14 protein-coding genes are annotated in these 16,803 nt (G+C 73.3%); 6 read left to right on the top strand and 8 right to left on the bottom strand.

The window, feature by feature from the left end:
• Positions 1-413: 413 nt before the first annotated feature.
• The gene (gene xylB, locus ACBI99_RS31485; protein WP_375074137.1) at positions 414-1,826 is read right to left on the bottom strand and encodes a xylulokinase; all 1,413 of its coding nucleotides are present in this window, start codon (positions 1,824-1,826) and stop codon (positions 414-416) included.
• 85 nt (positions 1,827-1,911) lie between these two features.
• Here xylB and xylA point away from each other — a divergent pair, with 85 nt between their 5' ends.
• The gene (gene xylA, locus ACBI99_RS31490; RefSeq protein WP_308125779.1) at positions 1,912-3,087 is read left to right on the top strand and encodes a xylose isomerase; all 1,176 of its coding nucleotides are present in this window, start codon (positions 1,912-1,914) and stop codon (positions 3,085-3,087) included.
• Between the two features lie 165 nt (positions 3,088-3,252).
• Positions 3,253-4,101: a CAP domain-containing protein gene (locus ACBI99_RS31495; protein ID WP_375074138.1), complete on the top strand. Its 849-nt coding sequence runs from the start codon at positions 3,253-3,255 to the stop codon at positions 4,099-4,101.
• A 36-nt stretch (positions 4,102-4,137) separates the two neighbouring features.
• Here ACBI99_RS31495 and ACBI99_RS31500 read toward each other — a convergent pair whose 3' ends face one another.
• The 3 genes from ACBI99_RS31500 to ACBI99_RS31510 form a co-directional block, all read right to left on the bottom strand.
• Positions 4,138-4,905, bottom strand: a complete 768-nt coding sequence (locus ACBI99_RS31500; RefSeq protein WP_357586734.1) for a hypothetical protein — start codon at positions 4,903-4,905, stop codon at positions 4,138-4,140.
• A gap of 142 nt (positions 4,906-5,047) precedes the next feature.
• On the bottom strand, positions 5,048-5,863 hold the full coding sequence (locus ACBI99_RS31505) for an SAM-dependent methyltransferase (protein WP_219505649.1): 816 nt from the start codon (positions 5,861-5,863) through the stop codon (positions 5,048-5,050).
• 105 nt (positions 5,864-5,968) lie between these two features.
• Positions 5,969-6,991 (bottom strand): LacI family DNA-binding transcriptional regulator, encoded by a 1,023-nt coding sequence (locus ACBI99_RS31510; protein WP_219505650.1) that lies wholly within the window; start codon positions 6,989-6,991, stop codon positions 5,969-5,971.
• Positions 6,992-7,075: 84 nt separating this feature from the next.
• Between ACBI99_RS31510 and ACBI99_RS31515 the strand changes: the two genes are divergently transcribed.
• Positions 7,076-8,635 (top strand): OmpA family protein, encoded by a 1,560-nt coding sequence (locus tag ACBI99_RS31515; RefSeq protein WP_375074139.1) that lies wholly within the window; start codon positions 7,076-7,078, stop codon positions 8,633-8,635.
• An 80-nt stretch (positions 8,636-8,715) separates the two neighbouring features.
• Here the strand turns inward: ACBI99_RS31515 and ACBI99_RS31520 are convergent, their stop codons facing one another.
• The 3 genes from ACBI99_RS31520 to ACBI99_RS31530 all read right to left on the bottom strand — a co-directional run bounded on the left by ACBI99_RS31520 (position 8,716) and on the right by ACBI99_RS31530 (position 12,395).
• Positions 8,716-9,198, bottom strand: coding sequence for a hypothetical protein (locus tag ACBI99_RS31520; RefSeq protein WP_219505654.1), 483 nt, complete (start codon positions 9,196-9,198; stop codon positions 8,716-8,718).
• A gap of 154 nt (positions 9,199-9,352) precedes the next feature.
• The gene (locus tag ACBI99_RS31525; protein ID WP_375074140.1) at positions 9,353-10,474 is read right to left on the bottom strand and encodes a hypothetical protein; all 1,122 of its coding nucleotides are present in this window, start codon (positions 10,472-10,474) and stop codon (positions 9,353-9,355) included.
• A 76-nt stretch (positions 10,475-10,550) separates the two neighbouring features.
• Positions 10,551-12,395 (bottom strand): AMP-dependent synthetase/ligase, encoded by a 1,845-nt coding sequence (locus tag ACBI99_RS31530; protein WP_375074141.1) that lies wholly within the window; start codon positions 12,393-12,395, stop codon positions 10,551-10,553.
• Positions 12,396-12,532: 137 nt separating this feature from the next.
• Here ACBI99_RS31530 and ACBI99_RS31535 point away from each other — a divergent pair, with 137 nt between their 5' ends.
• Complete coding sequence (locus tag ACBI99_RS31535) at positions 12,533-14,023, top strand: peptide MFS transporter (RefSeq protein WP_219505660.1); 1,491 nt, start codon at positions 12,533-12,535, stop codon at positions 14,021-14,023.
• 33 nt (positions 14,024-14,056) lie between these two features.
• On the top strand, positions 14,057-14,665 hold the full coding sequence (locus tag ACBI99_RS31540) for a trimeric intracellular cation channel family protein (protein ID WP_219505662.1): 609 nt from the start codon (positions 14,057-14,059) through the stop codon (positions 14,663-14,665).
• A 6-nt stretch (positions 14,666-14,671) separates the two neighbouring features.
• Here the strand turns inward: ACBI99_RS31540 and ACBI99_RS31545 are convergent, their stop codons facing one another.
• Positions 14,672-16,102 (bottom strand): PLP-dependent aminotransferase family protein, encoded by a 1,431-nt coding sequence (locus tag ACBI99_RS31545; protein WP_219505665.1) that lies wholly within the window; start codon positions 16,100-16,102, stop codon positions 14,672-14,674.
• A gap of 63 nt (positions 16,103-16,165) precedes the next feature.
• Between ACBI99_RS31545 and ACBI99_RS31550 the strand changes: the two genes are divergently transcribed.
• Positions 16,166-16,768, top strand: coding sequence for a hypothetical protein (locus ACBI99_RS31550; RefSeq protein ID WP_357586726.1), 603 nt, complete (start codon positions 16,166-16,168; stop codon positions 16,766-16,768).
• Positions 16,769-16,803 lie beyond the last annotated feature (35 nt).

A 16,803-nucleotide genomic window follows, 5' to 3' on the forward strand; every position in this document is an offset into this window, starting at 1 on the left:
CCCATACCCCCGCACCAGCAACCCGCCCGCCACTACCCCGAAGAGCCCCGCCCTCCGCAGGGACGACTCCCCGCACGCGGCCCCCGCCCCCACAAGCAGCCCCCCAGCCGCAAGCGGCAGCACCCCTGGCCAACCGGGCACGCGTACGGGCACCGCCGCCGCTCCCACAGACGGGCCCGCCCCCCGCAGGAGCAACGTCCCGTACGGCGTCGGCGGCAGCAGCGCCGCGCCCGCTCCCCTGGGCGGAACTCTTGCCCTCCTCGCGGGCGCACCCGCTCTCCGGAGGGGTGGTGGCGCGCGCAAGGGGCGCGCCGTCGGGGCCGGGTCCCTGGTGGGGGGTCTCGGCCTCGAAGGAGGTCGTCAGGGGAGGGGCGGTGCTTCCGGTGGGTGGGGGCATGGGGATCTTCCGGGGGTCAGGGGGTGGTCAGGAGACGGTCGGCACGGGGCAGCGTACCGGCGATCCTGTCCATCGCCTCGGTGTCCCTGGGGAGCGGGTCGAGGAGGGTGCCGCGGGCGGTCCCCCAGCGGCGGGCGACCTCGTCGGGGGCCTCGCCCGTGAGGAGGGCGGCCGCCTGGGCGGCGGCGCCGAGGGCGACGAGCTCGCCGGCGGCGGGGATGAGGACGGGCCGGCCCGAGAGGCGGCGGATGGTGTCGCGCCAGGCGGCGCCGCGCGCGCCGCCGCCGATGAGGACGAGCGGCACGTCCGGGTCGGGCTGTTCGCCGCCGGCGCGCAGGACGTCGTCGAGGGCGGCGAGGAGCGAGTGCGCGGCTCCGTCGTAGGCGGCCTGGAGCACCTGGCCGGCGGTGGTGTCGTGGCGCAGCCCGTACAGGAGCCCGGCGGCGTGCGGCAGGTTCGGGGTGCGTTCGCCGTCGAGGTAGGGCAGGACGACGGCGGTGCCGCCGGGCTCGACGGCGTCGCGGTCGCGGCCGAGCAGGGAGGCGATCTTGTCGACGGCCTGGGTGCAGTTGAGCGTGCAGGCGAGCGGGAGCCAGTTGCCGAGGGCGTCGGCGAACCCGGCGACGACGCCGGTGGGGTCGGCGGGCCGGCGCCGGGTGACGGCGTAGACGGTGCCGGAGGTGCCGAGGCTGAGCACGGGGGTGCCGGGGAGCAGTCCGAGGCCGAGCGCGGCGGCCATGTTGTCGCCGGTGCCGGCGGCGACGGGGGTGCCATCGGCGAGCGGCCCGCCGGGGAGCGCCGTGCCGGCGAGGCCGTCGGTGACGCGGGGCAGTCGGGCGGGGTCGAGCCCGGCGGCGTCCAGCAGGCCGGTGTCGTAGCCGGTGGGGGTCCACCAGCCGGTGCCGGAGGCGTCGCCGCGGTCGGTGACGGCCTGGCCGGTGAGGCGTTCGGTGAGGTAGTCGTGGGGCAGCCGGACGGCGGCGGCGCGGGCGGCATGGGCGGGCTCGTTCTCGGTCAGCCAGAGCCATTTGGTCAGGGTGAAGGCGGCGGTGGGGACGCTGCCGACGCGTTCGGCGAGCCGGTCGGCGCCGTGCTCGGCGACCAGGGCGGCGGCCTGGCCGGCGGAGCGGACGTCGTTCCAGAGCAGGGCGGGGCGTACGGGCTCGCCGGCGTCGTCCAGGGTGACGAGGCCGTGCTGCTGGCCGCCGACGGAGGCGGCAGCGGCGCGGGCGGCGTGGCCGGTGGCCTCGACGGCGTCGCAGAGGGCCTGCCACCACTGCCGGGGGTCGCTCTCGCGGCCGGCGCCGGAGGTGACGGTGTGGGGGGCGCGGCCCTCGCCGACGACGGCGCCGGTGTCCACGTCCACGGCGACGGCCTTGGCCGACTGGGTAGAGCTGTCGATGCCGATGACGACGCGCTGTGCCGACATGCTGCCTCCTGCGTTCCGGGGGCGGTCTTCCCTCCGCCGCCTTGGCATATTAATTTGTTTTCTGCCCTTACGAATAGGAGTCCCAGTGACTGACAGCCTCACGCCCCGCCCGGAGCACAAGTTCTCCTTCGGTCTGTGGACCGTCGGCTGGCCGGGTCGCGACCCGTTCGGCGACGCGACCCGCCCGGCGCTCGACCCGGTGGAGACCGTCAACCGGCTCGCCGAGCTGGGCGCGTACGGGGTGACGTTCCACGACGACGACCTCATCCCGTTCGGTTCCGGCGACGCCGAGCGCGACCGCCACGTCAAGCGGTTCCGCCAGGCGCTGGACGAGACGGGCCTCGTGGTGCCGATGGCCACGACGAACCTGTTCACGCACCCGGTGTTCAAGGACGGCGGGTTCACGGCCAACGACCGTGACGTGCGCCGCTACGCGCTGCGCAAGACCATCCGCAACATCGACCTGGCCGTCGAGCTGGGCGCCAAGGTCTACGTGGCGTGGGGCGGCCGCGAGGGCGCCGAGTCGGGCGGCGCCAAGGACGTGCGGGTGGCGCTCGACCGCATGAAGGAGGCCTTCGACCTGCTCGGCGAGTACGTGCTGAGCCAGGGCTACGACCTGCGCTTCGCCGTCGAGCCCAAGCCGAACGAGCCGCGCGGCGACATCCTGCTGCCGACCGTCGGGCACGCGCTGGCGTTCATCGGCGAGCTGGCCCATCCGGAGCTGGTCGGGGTCAACCCGGAGACCGGCCACGAGCAGATGGCCGGGCTCAACTTCACCCACGGCATCGCCCAGGCGCTGTGGCACGGCAAGCTGTTCCACATCGACCTGAACGGGCAGACGGGCGTCAAGTACGACCAGGACCTGCGCTTCGGCGCGGGCAACCTGCGGGACGCGTTCTGGCTGGTGGACCTGCTGGAGAGCGGCGGGTACGAGGGGCCGCGGCACTTCGACTTCAAGCCGCCGCGGACCGAGGACGTCGACGGCGTGTGGGCGTCGGCGGCCGGCAACATGCGCAACTACCTCATGCTCAAGGAGCGCGCGGCGGCCTTCCGCGCCGACCCTGAGGTGCAGGAGGCGCTGCGCGCGTCCCGGCTGGACGACCTGGCCAGGCCCACGCTGGCGGACGGGGAGACGCTGCAGGATCTGCTTGCGGACCGCGGCGCGTTCGAGGACTTCGACGCGGACGCGGCGGGGGCGCGCGGGATGGCGTTCGAGCGGCTCGACCAGCTCGCCATGGAGCACCTGCTGGGCGCCCGCTGAGACTCGGGGGCGGCCGCCTCCGGGTGGCCGCCCCTCGCGCTGCGCGGACGCCCCAGGGGCCCCGTTGGTTTACCCAGATATCCGAATTTTCCTGACAAGTTGGTTCTGGCCCCGACAGAATGCGATTTCCATCCAGCGTCTACCGGAAACTGGAGGGAACACCGCATGCGCCGATCCCTTGGGATGATCGCCTGCCTCGCCACCGCCGCCACGCTCGTGACGCCCGCCGCCCACGCGGCGAGCACGGCCTCCACCGCTCAGGCGGCCTGCCGGCTGTCCGTGACGGGACCGCAGGTCGGCGACGACGGCAGGATCCGGGCGTCCGCCACCAGGAGCGGCTGCGAGCGCCCGGCGCTGATCCGCGTGCGCGTCAAGCGCGCCCAGCCCGGCAAGGACCCGGTGGTCAGGAGCGGCGCCCGGCGGGCCACCGGCGCCCGCCTCACGCTCACGCTCCCGTGCGCCCCCGGCGTCTACTACGCGCTCGCCACCGACTACCGCGGCCACACGGCCAGGTCCCGCCCGGTCCGGCTCACCTGCTCCCCGGCCCCGGCCCCGACCCCGTCCGCCACCGCGACGCCCGCCCCCGCCCCGACCTCCTCGCCCGCTCCCCCGGCGGGTACGGTCGGCACGGCCGAGGAGAACGAGGTCGTCCGCCTGACCAACGCCGAACGCGCCAAGGGCGGCTGCGCCCCGCTCAAGCACGACCCGCAGCTGCGCAAGGCCGCCTTCGGCCACTCCTCCGACATGGCCGCCCGCGGCTACTTCAGCCACACCTCCCAGGACGGCCGCTCGTTCATGGACCGCATCCGGGCGGCCGGGTTCACCGGCGGCACCGGCTGGGCCGAGAACATCGCCATGGGCCAGCGCACCCCGGCCGCGGTGGTCAGCGGCTGGATGAACAGCTCCGGCCACCGGGCGAACATCATGAACTGCAAGTACACGCTCATCGGCGTGGGCGCGGCCAAGAACGCCAAGGGCCAGACCTACTGGACCCAGAACTTCGCCGCCCGCTGATCCGTACGGCCCCCGGCGCGCCCCGGGGGCCGTACGTCACTCCTGAAGGGGCTGCGGCTCCAGGTTCAGCACCACCACGCGCGGCGCCACTCCCGTGATGGCCACGTGCAGGGTCAGCGTGACCAGGTTGTAGGCGACGTGCACGGCGATGGCGGCGGGGAGCCCGTACTCGAACATCACCAGGAACAGGAACATGCCCATGTACCAGGACCAGATCCACCCGATCAGCCCCTGGTAGAGGTGGCCGTTGCGGAAGCGGCCGTTGCTGGTGAGGATCGCCGCGGCCACGGCCCAGGCGCCGAGCGTGAGCTGCTCGTGCAGCATGCCGAAGGTGGCGAGGTCGGCGAGCGGGATGAGCACCTCGGTGAACAGCCACCGCACCGGGTGCAGGTCGGCGAAGCCCAGCAGGACGAAGTCGGCGAAGGTGGCGCCGGCGATGGCCGCGTAGAAGAGCACCCACCGGAACGCGATCTCCTCCAGCGCGCTCTGGAACAGCATCCGGGCCGGCCCCAGCCGGATGACCTGGGCGTCCTCGACGCCGTAGGCGGCGATCTGCCGCTGGGCGTGACGCTGGCGGGGCACGGCGACGAGGGTGATCAGCAGCCCGGCCGCCAGGACCGGCCAGACGAGCGTGACCGCGCCGGTGAACGCGGGCCAGAGCGGCCGGTCGAGGGCCCAGAACGTGTCGAGCTCGAACGGGATGACGTCGGGTGCGAGCCATTCGAGCGCCAGCACCAGCAGGGCGGAGAGCCCCAAGCCGAAGGGGAGGATGCAGCAGGACAGGGCGAAGCCTAACAATGGCATGCCGGAGGCCCTTCTGAAGGGTTCAGCCTCTCTCCATCATGCCGAGAAACGGGGCGGAATCGGCTGCCGCCGGGGCCGGATCGGGCGGCGGCAACAGAGCCGTGGCGCGGGGGCTAGGCAGGCGCTCCCGGGACGGCCCTCCCTAGGCGGGGACCCGCCCGACGGCGCCGTCGATGCGCAGCTTGGGCATGCCGTCCATCAGCGGGATGTCGTCGTCGCCGGCGAGCCGCCAGTCCTGGACGGGCACGAGCCCGGGCCCGATCAGGTCGAAGCCGTCGAGCAGCGCCAGCACCTCGTCGCGGGAGCGGAACGTGGGGTGGGCCGGGGTGTTGGCGGTGGCCCGGTAGAGCTCGCCGCGCGCCTCGGGGTCGCTCTCCAGCATCGCGTGGGAGAGGACCAGGTGGCTGCCGGGCGCCATCCGCTTGCGGAAGGCGGCGATGATCCCGGCGGGGTCCTCCTCGTGCTTGACGAAGTGGAAGATGCCGACGAGCAGCACCCCGACGGGCTGGTCGAAGTCGATGAGGCCGGTGACGTGCGGGTCGGTCAGGATGTCGGCGGGCCGGCGCAGGTCGGCCTGGATGCTCTCCACGCCGGGCGAGTCGGCCAGCAGCACCTGGGCGTGCAGCCGCACCACCGGGTCGTAGTCGACGTAGATCACCCGGCAGGCGGGGTGCACCTCGCGGGCGACCTCGTGCACGCTGGGCGAGGTGGGGATGCCGGCGCCGACGTCGATGAACTGCCGCACGCCCTGCTCGGCCAGATGCCGTACGGCGCGCACGAGGAAGATCCGGTTGGCCCGGGCGACGAGGCGGGAGTCGGGCGCGACGGCGAGCAGCCGTTCGGCGACGGCGCGGTCGACCGCGACGTGGTCCTTGCCGCCGAGCAGGTAGTCGTAGACCCGGGCGGAACTCGGGACGCCGGGGTCGACGCCGGGCGGAACCCGCTCAAGCTCGGTCACGGAGGGGTCTCCTTCACCTCAAGCAAGCCTCAAGCAGCTTGATCGACATGCTACTCGGTCGAGCAGGGCGGATGCGTGCCTATCAGGCGGACAGCGGGGGCCGGCTCAGCGGGGCGGGGCGGTGGACTCCCTGGCCACCAGCCGCACGGCGATCCGGGTGTCGCGGCCGGTGAGCCCGGGGCGCCGGATGCGCTGCACGAGGTGCCAGACGGCCTGCGCGCCCAGCAGCTCCTTGTCGCTGGCGATCGTGGTGAGGGGCGGGGAGGCGTGCGCGGCCATGGCGATGTCGTCGTAGCCGATCACGCTGACGTCGCCGGGCACGCACAGGCCGCGCTCGCGCAGCGCGGCGAGCGCGCCGAAGGCCGACTCGTCGTTGGCGCAGAAGACGGCGGTCGGCGGCACGGGCAGCGCGAGCAGCGCCGCCATCTGCTCGTGGCCGGTCTCGGAGGTGAACTCGCCGCGCCGGACGTAGCCGGGCGGCGGGCGCAGCCCGCGCTCGGCCAAAGCCCGCCGATAGCCGGACAGCCTGCGGGCGGCGGGCAGCACGCGCTCGTCGGCGGTGATGACGGCGGGCGGCGGGTCGGTGTGGCCGAGGTCGAGCAGGTGGCGGGTGGCCAGGTAGCCGCCGGTCTCGTCGTCGTGGCCGACCTGGTCGACGGCCAGTCCGTCGGGCAGGTCGCCGGCGGCGGACTCCAGCAGCACGCAGGTGACGCCCGCGTCGAGGATGCGGAGCAGCTGGTCGCGGGGGGCCGAGCTCAGCACGAGCAGCCCGCCGACCTGCTCACGGGCCACGCACAGCGGCAGCAGGTCGCCGCGCCGCTGCACCACCTCGTAGGTCATCGACAGGCCCAGCTCGGCGCACGCCTGCTGGGCGCCGAACAGGACCGGGGCGTAGTAGGGGTTCGCCGGGGCGAACAGGTCGTTCACCCAGGAGACGAACCCGATCATCCCGCCCGGCGCGGCGGTGGCCTTGCGGGCGCGGGGCCGGTAGCCGAGCTCCTCGGCCGCCTGCCGCACGGCGGCGCCGGTGGCCGGGGACACCCAGGACTTGCCGGCGAACACCGCCGAGGCCGTGCCGATGGCCACACCCGCCCGCTCGGCGACCTCCTTGAGCGTGACCCGGCTCATCGACTCCCCCGCGTTGAAATCTTCAGCCGAGCCTACTGAACTTTCAACACGACAGGAACGGACGAATACGACATCATGCGTCCGGTGAAGCTTAGAAAGCCTGTCACGCTCGCCCTCCTGCTCGCCTCCTCGGCCTGCGGGCTGACGAACGGGGCAGAAGCACCCCAATCTGCCAGCCGGGCCAGCGCGCCGGCGTCCTCGGCGCCCGCCACCACCGCGCCCGCCACCGCATCCGCCACCGCGCCCGCGACGGCCGCGCTCGCGGAGTCGCGCAGCACGCTCACGCCCGACCTCAAGGTGGAGGTCACCGGCCTGAACCGGATCGGCGGCGCGCACCTGGCCGTCCAGGTCCGGCTGACCAACACCGGCGAGTCCGACAGCATCTCGTGGACCGGCCAGCTCGGCGACCAGACGAGACCGCTGGGCCAGATCCGCTGGGCCTCCGGGATCGGCGTGCTCGACACGGCCGCGCGCTCGTGGATCCTGCCCTACCAGCCGACCGGCTCGCCGTGCCTGTGCAGCGACCAGGACCGCGACAAGCTGCCGTACTCGCTCGACCCGGGACAGTCGGTCGACCTGTACGCGATGCTGCCCGCGCCCGCGGGCTCCCCCACCACCGCCACCGTGGTCACCCCGGTGGGCCCGCCGATGCCGGACGTGCCGATCAGCGACGATCCGCCCGTCACCCCGCCCGGCCTCACCCTCCCCGACCCGGGCGCCGAGCAGGTCACCACGCTGGCCCGCCGCATCGTGACGCCGTCGGAGTCCACCGACCTGTCGGAGGAGACCGCCGACGACGGCAGGGACCTGAGCATCAGCCTCTCCTCCGACGTGCTGTTCGCGGTCAACCGGGCCACGCTCACGCCCAAGGCCAGGGCGGTGCTCGCGCGCGCCGCGAAGCTCGTCGACGCCTCCCCCGGCGACACCGTCAAGGTCGAGGGGCACGCCGACTCCTCCGGCACCGACGCGATCAACGACCCGCTCTCGGCGCGCCGCGCCCAGGCGGTCCGCAAGGCGCTGTCGGCGCTGGTCACCCGGGACGGCGTCACCTACCAGGCCCGGGGGTTCGGGTCGCGGCAGCCGCTCTACGACAACGGCACCGACGAGGGCAGGCGGCGCAACCGCCGGGTCACGGTGACGTTCGCCAAGCCGGAGCCCGCCCCGGCCGCCACCCAGCCGAGTGCGCAGCCGAGCGGCCGGCCGGCTGAGGGCCTGACCGGCTCGACCACGGCCGACGGGCAGCCGTTCAAGCTGGAGGTGACCGGCCTGCGGCGGCTGCCGGACGGGCTCGGCCTGCTCACCTACCGGGTGAAGAACGAGGGCGGCGCCGAGGCCTGGTACAACGAGCTGCACCGCGCCAAGGACTGGATGTCGTTCAAGTATCAGGCGGCCACCGCCGTCACGCTCACCGACGAGCGGGGCAAGCGCCGCTACCTGCCGGGGCGGCTCCAGGTGCCGGCCGAGAACGGCGGCGTCGACGCCTACTGCGCGTGCACCGACGTGTCCGGGGTGCGCCTGTCCAGCGAGAAGTTCGGGCCGGGGCAGGAGCGGGAGTTCTGGGGCCTGTTCGAGCTGCCGGCGGCGGCCGGGGAGCTCACCGTGGAGATCGCCGACTTCGGACCGCTGCGGGTGCCGCTCCCCTGACAGTTCCGCTCTGGGAATGCCGTGACGACGGCGAACGCCCGGTCCCTCGCGTGTGAGGGGCCGGGCGTCCGCGTGATCGGCTAGCGGTGGTGGTGGCGGCCGTAGACCTTGACCCAGTCGGTGTCGGACGACGGCTCCAGGTGGCGCGAGCCCTCGAAGACCGCCCGCCAGGTCCCGGACGAGCGGGCCTCGACCCGGGTGTGGAAGTAGCCGTCGCGGCCGGTCTTCAGCGTGTCGACGTACTCCCAGCGGCCGCTGTAGGACGGCTTGAAGAGGATGACGATCCGCTTCCAGCCGAGCCGGTGCCAGCTGCCTTCCTTGCAGCGGTTGTCGTGCAGGACCACGACGAGGCCGCTGGCGAAGTCCTCGTCGCAGTGCACGGACAGCTTGCCCTCGACGGTCAGCGGCTTGCCGCGCCAGGCGGGCTCGGGGTTGACGTCGAGGTCGAGCCGGGTCTGGCCACTGTCGTAGCCGGGGTCGGCCATCGCGGGCGCGGCCGCTCCCGCGAGCACGGTGGCGCCCATGGCGGCCGCCGCCACTCCGGCGGCGAGTCGTCGCATCATGAAACTGACTTCCTTCCCCGTATGGAACGCGCGCCGGGACGGCACACGTCACCGTCCAATGACGCGTAAGGGTAAAGAAAGGTTGCGAAACGGACGATCACAATTTCGCAACACCAATTCCGGTGATGTCGTTTATGGAGTTGTATTAGGGCTTTTATCCTGCGATTTCGTGGATTTTGGACTGGTCAGGCGCGTAGTGGCCGGTGCCCGCGTACCGCACCCGCCAGAAGCCGCCCGTCCGGTCGCGCACCGTGTGCGTGAACGAGCCCTTGGCGTCCGTGGTGACGTACCCGGCGTGCGCCCACTCGCCGGACGGGCTCTGCCGCCACAGGAGCTCAACCCGCTGCCCGCCGAACGGCGAGAGCCCGGTCAGGCCGCGCGCGTCGGCCCTCTTCAGCGAGCCGTGCAGCCGCACCCCCTCGGCGTGGCGGGACCGCTCCACCGCGACGTCCGACAGCCGCGTCTCCCGCCTGAGCTGGAACGTCTCGTACGCGGTCACGCTCGCGCCCTGCGCGCCCTCGGCCGTCGCGGTGATCGTCCAGGTGCCGGCCGGGTAGAAGCGGGTCAGCTCCTTGTCCGGCAGGAAGCGCCAGGTCTGCCAGCCGCCGCTCATCCGCATCGGGCTCGGCGCCAGCCGCCACACCAGCCGCACCGGCACCCCGGGCCGCCCCTCTGCGCCCTCTTCGCGCACCACCTGCGGCCGGAACGCGCCCGCCGCCGTCCGCACGGTCTCGGCGGCCGAGCGCACCGCCTCGGCCCCCGACCGGACGGCGTCCGCCCCGGGCCCCCCGGCCTCCCCGCCGGGCCGCCCGGCCTCCGTCGCCGGCCGGCCGGCGCCCTCGCCGGGCCGCGCCGCATCCGCGCCGTCCGCCCCCCGGTCCGCCGCGCCGTTAGCCACGCCGTTAGATGTGCCGTCCGCTGTGCCGGGCCGGGCCGGGTTCTCCTGTACGGCCTGCGCCGGTGGCAGGGCGTCGGCGCCGCCTTCGGTGACGTTCTCGTCCGGGGCGAGGACGCGGGGCCGGCCGGGCGGCGACGGGCGCTCCGCGCCGGCGGGCGGCGAGCCGGGCTCGACCGTGACGGTCACCCCGTCGCGCCCCCGCACCCCCTTGGCGACCACGTCGATCACCAGGCGGACGGAGTCGCCGGCCCCGACCACCGGAGCGGCCGGCCGTACGGTGATCTCCCGGATGGCGAGCTCGGTCGCGGCGGAGGACGCCGGTGCGGGCACCGTGAGCGCACCCGCCGCGAGCGAGACGAGAAGAAGGCTTCTGGTCATGATCAAGACGGTACGAACCGCCCGGTCATGACCTGGACCACGACACACGCCCCCGATGGCAACCGATGGCAAAAGGTCAGGAGTCGTACAGCCCGGCGATGAGGTCGGCGTACTTGGCGTGGACCACCCGCCGCTTGAGCTTGAGGCTGGGCGTCAGCTCCTCGGTCTCGGCGGTCCACTCGGCGCCGAGCAGCGCCCACCGCTTGACCTGCTGGACCCGGGCGAGCTTGGCGTTGGCGGCCTCGACGGCCGTCTCGACCTCCTTGAGCACGTCGGGGTGGGCGGCCAGGTCGGCGAGCGTGGCGAACGCGATGCCGCGCGCCTGCGCCCAGCCGGGCGCGACCTCGCCGTCGAGGGTGAGCACGGCCACCGGGTGCGGCCGGTTGTCGCCGTAGGCGAGGGCCTGGCCGATGAGGGGGTGCTCCTTGAGGTGGTTCTCGATCTCGGCCGGGGAGATGTTCTCGCCCCCGGCGGTGATGATCAGCTCCTTCTTGCGGTCGACGACCCGGTAGAAGCCGTCGGCGTCGACGGTGCCGATGTCGCCGGTGTGCAGCCAGCCGTCGGCGTCGATGAGCTCGGCGGTGGCCTCCGGGCGGCCGAGGTAGCCGGTGGTGTTGAGCGGGCTGCGGGTGAGGAGCTCGCCGTCGCCGGCGATGCGCACCTCGACGCCGGGCTCGGCGCGGCCGACGGTGCCGAGGCGGTAGCAGGCAGGGCCGTTGCCGGTGAACGCCCCCGTCGTCTCGGTCATCCCGTACACGTCGATGACCTTGAGCCCGAGCCCGGCGTAGAAGCGCTGGACCTCGCCGGCGAGCGGGGCGGCGCCGGTGGCGGTCCACTGGGCGCGGTCGAAGCCGATCATGCCGCGGATGACCGACAGGAGCGAGGCGTCGGCCTTCTCGTACGCGGCCTCGATCTCGGGGGTGAGGGTGGCGCCGTACTGCCCGGCCTCGACGTAGGCGACGCCGGCCGCCATGGCCTGCCGTACGGCCTCCTGCTGCTCCTCGGGCTGGGTGGCCAGGACGGCCAGGAGGCGGGCCATCATCTTCTCCCACACGCGGGGCACGCCGAAGAACAGCATCGGCCTTACCTGGCCGAGCGTGGCGCCGAGGTTGGCCAGGTCGGTGCAGAAGTGCACGTGGGAGACCTTGACCAGCGGCAGGTAGAGGCTGAGGACGCGCTCGGCGATGTGCGCGTAGGTGAGGTAGGAGATCTGGGTGCCGAGCAGCGGCAGCGAGGCCATCCGGTCGGTGGACTCGACCTCGTAGAAGATGTTGGTGTGGCTGAGCGGCACGCCCTTGGGCATGCCGGTGGTGCCCGAGGTGTAGAGGACGGTGGCGACGTCGGCGGGGGTGACGGCCCGCCAGCGGGCCTCGACGGTGGCGGGGTCCTCGGCCAGGCGGGCGCGGCCCAGGTCGAGGAAGTCCCGCCAGGACATGAACCGGTCGCCGTCGGGCGCCCCCTCCAGCATGATGATCGTGCGGAGGCCGGGCAGCCGGTCCAGGACGGACTCCCAGCGGGCGAGCTCGGCGGGGCCGCCGAGCACCGCGTAGCGGGCGCCGACGTCGCCGGCGACGAAGGCGATCTGGTCGGGCGCGAACGTGGAGTAGACGGTGCAGCCGACGCCGCCCGCGTGCACGGCGCCCAGGTCGGCCAGCACGTGCTCGCTGCGGTTGACCATCATCAGCGCGACCGAGTCACCGGGCTCCAGCCCGAGCGCGGCGAAGGCGGCGGCGATCTCCAGCACGCGGCCGCGCGCCTCGGCGTAGGTGAGCGTGGCCCAGCCGCCGGCCGGGCCCTCGACGGGATCGGAGTAGGCGGGGGCGTCGGGGTGGCTTTCGGCGACCTGTCGGAGCTGCTCGCACACGGTGCGGCCGGCGATGAGCCGCTCGATCTCCGCCCGGACTTCGAAGACTTCTGCCATGGCGCGGGCCTCCAGTCAGCGACCACTTACACATTTGGCATGCATCGCACCACACCGCGCGGGTAGCGGCAAGGGTCTGGCACATCTGTGACGTAGAGTAATCTTTCACACGCTTTGAGTGACCATCGGGGGCACGGATGAGTAACGGCGGCAGGACGTTCTTCGGTCACCCGTGGGCCCTGGCGACGTTGTTCGGCACCGAGATGTGGGAGCGGTTCAGCTGGTACGGACTGCGTGCCATCCTGGCGACGTTCATGGTGGCCTCCCCCGCCAACCAGGGGCTCGGCATGACCGAGGAGACCGCCCAGGCGGTCGTCGGCGTCTACGGCGCGCTGATCTACCTGGTGGCGCTGCCCGGCGGCTGGATCGCCGACCGGATCCTCGGGCCGCGCCGGTCGGTGTTCTGGGGCGGGTTCGTCATCATGTGCGGCCACATCAGCATGGCCATCCCGGTCCAGGGGCCGATCTTCGTGTGGCTCGGCCTGCTGCTGATCATCGCGGGCACCGGCCTGCTCAAGCCGAACATCTCCGTCATGGTGGGCAAGCTCTACCCCGACGACGCCGACGCGCGCCGCGACGCCGGGTTCTCACTGTTCTACCTGGGCATCAACCTGGGCGCGTTCTTCGCCCCGATCGTGGTGGGCTGGCTGGCCGCCGGCGACCGGTGGCACCTGGGCTTCAGCGCGGCGGCGGTCGGCATGGCGCTGGGCCTGGCGCAGTACGCCTGGGGCGGCCGCCGCAGCCTGCGCGGCGTCGGCGAGCGGCCGGGCATGCCGCTGTCGCCCGCCGAGCTGCGCCGCTTCGGCCTGATGACCTGCGCGGCGGTGGCGGTCGCGGCCGTGGCGCTGGGCGCGTGGGCGGCGACCGGCACGTTCACGCTCAGCCGGTTCACGCTCGTGGTGACGGTCGTGATCCTGGCCGTGCCCGTCGTCTACTTCGGCTACATCATGCTCGGCAGCCACGACCTGACCGAGGACGAGCGGTCCAGGATGAAGGCGTACATCTGGCTGTTCATCGCCGCCGCCATCTTCTGGATGATCTACGACCTGGCGCCGAGCAAGCTGCTGTTCTTCGCGCAGAACAACACCGACCTGTCGCTGTTCGGGGTGCCGATCCAGGCGGCGACCACGCAGTCGTTCAACCCGCTGTTCATCATGATCTTCGTGCCGGTGTTCGCGGCGCTCTGGGTCAAGCTGGGCAACCGGGTCAGCACGCCGCAGAAGTTCGCCTTCGCGCTGGTCATGGTGGGGCTCAGCTTCGTCATCATGGCGCTGGCGGCGTCGCTGGCGCAGAGCGGCCGGGTGTCGGTCTGGTGGCTGGTGCTGGTCTACCTGGTGCAGGTGTTCGGCGAGCTGTCGCTCAGCCCGGTCGGCCTCTCGGTCACCACCAAGCTGGCGCCGCAGGCGTTCAAGGGGCAGATGCTCGGCGTGTGGTTCATCGCGGTGTCGGTGGGCGACGCCGTCGGCGGGCAGACCGGGCGGCTCGGCAACGTGATGTCCGAGCCCGCCTACTACCTGCTGCTGGCGGCGCTGGCGATCGTCGCCGGGCTGGCGCTGTTCATGTTCACCCGCAAGCTGCGCGCGCTGATGGCCGAGCACCACGTGCCCGCCATGCCCCCCATCCGCTAGCCGTCGCGCGGACATCCTGTAGACATTGCCAACGTGTCAGAACTTCTCGATCTCGCCGGCATCTTCGTCTTCGCGCTGTCGGGCGCCCTCATGGGCGTGCGCAAGCGGCTCGACGTGGTCGGCATGGCGGTGCTCGCCGAGATGACCGCGCTGGGCGGCGGCATCGTGCGCGACCTGGTGCTCAACGTGCGGCCCGCCGCGTTCCAGAGCCTCGGCTACGTGCTGGTGCCGGTCGTGGCCACGGCCGTGGTCTACTTCTGGCACCCGCACGTGGCCCGCGTCATGCCCGCGATCCTCGTGCTCGACGCCGCCGGCCTCGGCCTGTTCTGCGCCGTCGGCACGGCCAAGGCCCTGGAGTACGGGCTGAGCCCGCTGCACGCCGCCCTGCTGGGCGTCGTCACGGCCGTGGGCGGCGGCATGCTGCGCGACGTCCTGGCCGGCGAGATCCCCACCCTCCTGTACGACCGGCAGCTGTACGCGCTGCCCGCCCTGCTGGGCTCGGCGGCGATGGCGATCCTGTCGGAGCTCGGCCTGCACGGCTGGCCGGCCACGCTGGGCGCGGCCGTCCTCGCCTTCGTGCTGCGGATCGCCGCCATGCGCCTCAACTGGCGCGCGCCCCTCGCCAGGGGGATCACCGAATGACGCCGCTCACACCATCGGGCTGAGGGAGTCGGGGACCCGGGCGGGGCCGATCGGGCCGTGCCGGTGGGCGGCGGCGACGCGGGTGACCGCCTCCCGCAGGAGCGCGGGCGGCAGCGTGTAGGGCAGCCGCAGGTAACCCTCCAGCGTGCCCTCCAGACCGAACCAGGGGCCGGGCGCGATCCGTACGCCATGACCGGCGGCCGCCTCGGCGAGGGAGACGGCGGAGCCGGAGCCGAGCCGGATCCACAGCGTGCCGCCGCCGCGCGGCACCGCGAACTCCCACTCGGGCAGGTGCGTGCGCAGCGCGGTGACCAGGGCGTCGCGGGAGGCGCGCAGGGCGCGGCGGCGTTCGGCCCTGGTCTCCTCCAGCCGGTCGAACAGCCGCGCGACGACGAGCTGTTCGAGCACCGGGCTGGCGATGTCGGCGGCGGCGCGGTGCAGCGCCATGCGCCGGGCCAGCGCGGCGGTGGTGCGGATCCAGCCGATGCGCAGCCCGCCCCACCACAGCTTGGACGCCGACCCGATGCTGATCACCCGGCCGTCGGTGTCGAAGGCCGCCATGGGGGCGGTGCGGGGCACGTCGTCCAGGGCCAGCTCGGCCCACGTCTCGTCGACGAGCAGCGTGGTGCCGCAACGCCGGGCGGCGCCGGTGAGCGCGGCGCGGGTGGCGTCGTCCATGAGCGCGCCGGTGGGGTTCTGGAAGTCGGGCATCAGGTAGGCGAGGCGGGCGGCCGGCTGGCGCATGGCGGCGGCGACGAGGTCGGGCTGCCAGCCCTCGTGGGTGACGCCGACGGGGACGATCCGGGCGCCGCGCAGGCGGACGGCGTCGATGGCGTGCGGGTAGGTGGGCGACTCGACCACGACGGGGTCGCCCGGCCCGGTCAGCACGCCGAGGACGAGCTGGATGGCGTTCTGCGAGCCGGTGGTGATGAGGATCTGCTCCGGCCGGGTGGCCAGGCCGCGCCCGGTGTAGTAGGCGGCGATCCGCTCGCGCAGCACGGGCAGGCCGAGCGCGTGGTAGCCGTTGCCCATGCCGTAGCGGGGCAGGTCGTCGACGGCGGCGGCCATCACCTCGCGCAGCGCGGAGGGCGCGGGCGGGGCGGCGGCGTGCATCTGGATGAGGCCGCCGTCGTCGACGGCCAGCCACGGGTTGTCGGACGACACGGCGGGGTCGGGCAGCGCGGTCCAGCTTCCCGAGCCCTGCCGGCTCTCCAGGTAGCCGCGCTCGCGCAGCAGGTCGTAGGCGGCGGTCACGGTGGTGCGGCTGACCTGGAGCGTGCCGGCCAGGTGCCGTTCGGCGGGCATGCGAACGCGGACCGGGATGCGGCCGTCCATCACGAGGGCGCGCACGGCGTCGGCGAGCGCCCGGTAGTAGGGCCGGGCGTCCGGTGGGACGTCGGCGAGCCGGGCCACCTGCTGAGCCGACAGATGCTTCATAAGGCCACTTTTCCTGATTGGCCCTGTAAGGGCAAACCGGGAGCGTGCCACTCTGGGTCCATCATGAGCGAAGCCACTGTCACCCCGATCGGCTCCCTGCCCCTGCGCCTGCTGCGGCTCTACGGCGGCCTGGCCCTGTACGGCACCGGCATCGGCCTCCAGGTCGAGTCCGGCCTCGGCAACGGCCCGTGGGACGTCTTCCACCAGGGCGTGGCCCGCTGGACCGGCCTCAGCATCGGGACCGTCATCATCATCGTCGGCGCGGTCGTGATGCTCGCCTGGATCCCGCTGCGGCAGCGGCCGGGCCTCGGCACGATCAGCAACGTGATCTTCGTGGGGCTCTTCGCCGACGCCGCCATCCTCCTGCTCCCCTCCTCGGGCCACCCGGTGCTCGGCTGGCTCTACGTGGCGCTCGGCGTCTCGTCGATCGCGCTGGCCACCGTGCTCTACATCAGCGCCGGGATGGGCGCGGGCCCGCGCGACGGCGTCATGACCGGCCTGGTCCGGCTCGGCCTGTCGGTCCGGCTGAGCCGCTTCCTCATCGAGATCACCGTGCTGGCGGCGGGCTGGCTGCTGGGCGGCACGGTCGGGCTCGGCACCCTGCTGTTCGCCCTCGCCGTGGGCCCGCTGACCCAGGTCTTCACCCGGTGGTTCCCGCTGCGGTGACCGCGCCCCGGGGCCGGTCATGACGCGACATGACC

The organism is Nonomuraea sp. ATR24 (assembly GCF_041950485.1).
Classification (GTDB): domain Bacteria; phylum Actinomycetota; class Actinomycetes; order Streptosporangiales; family Streptosporangiaceae; genus Nonomuraea; species Nonomuraea ceibae.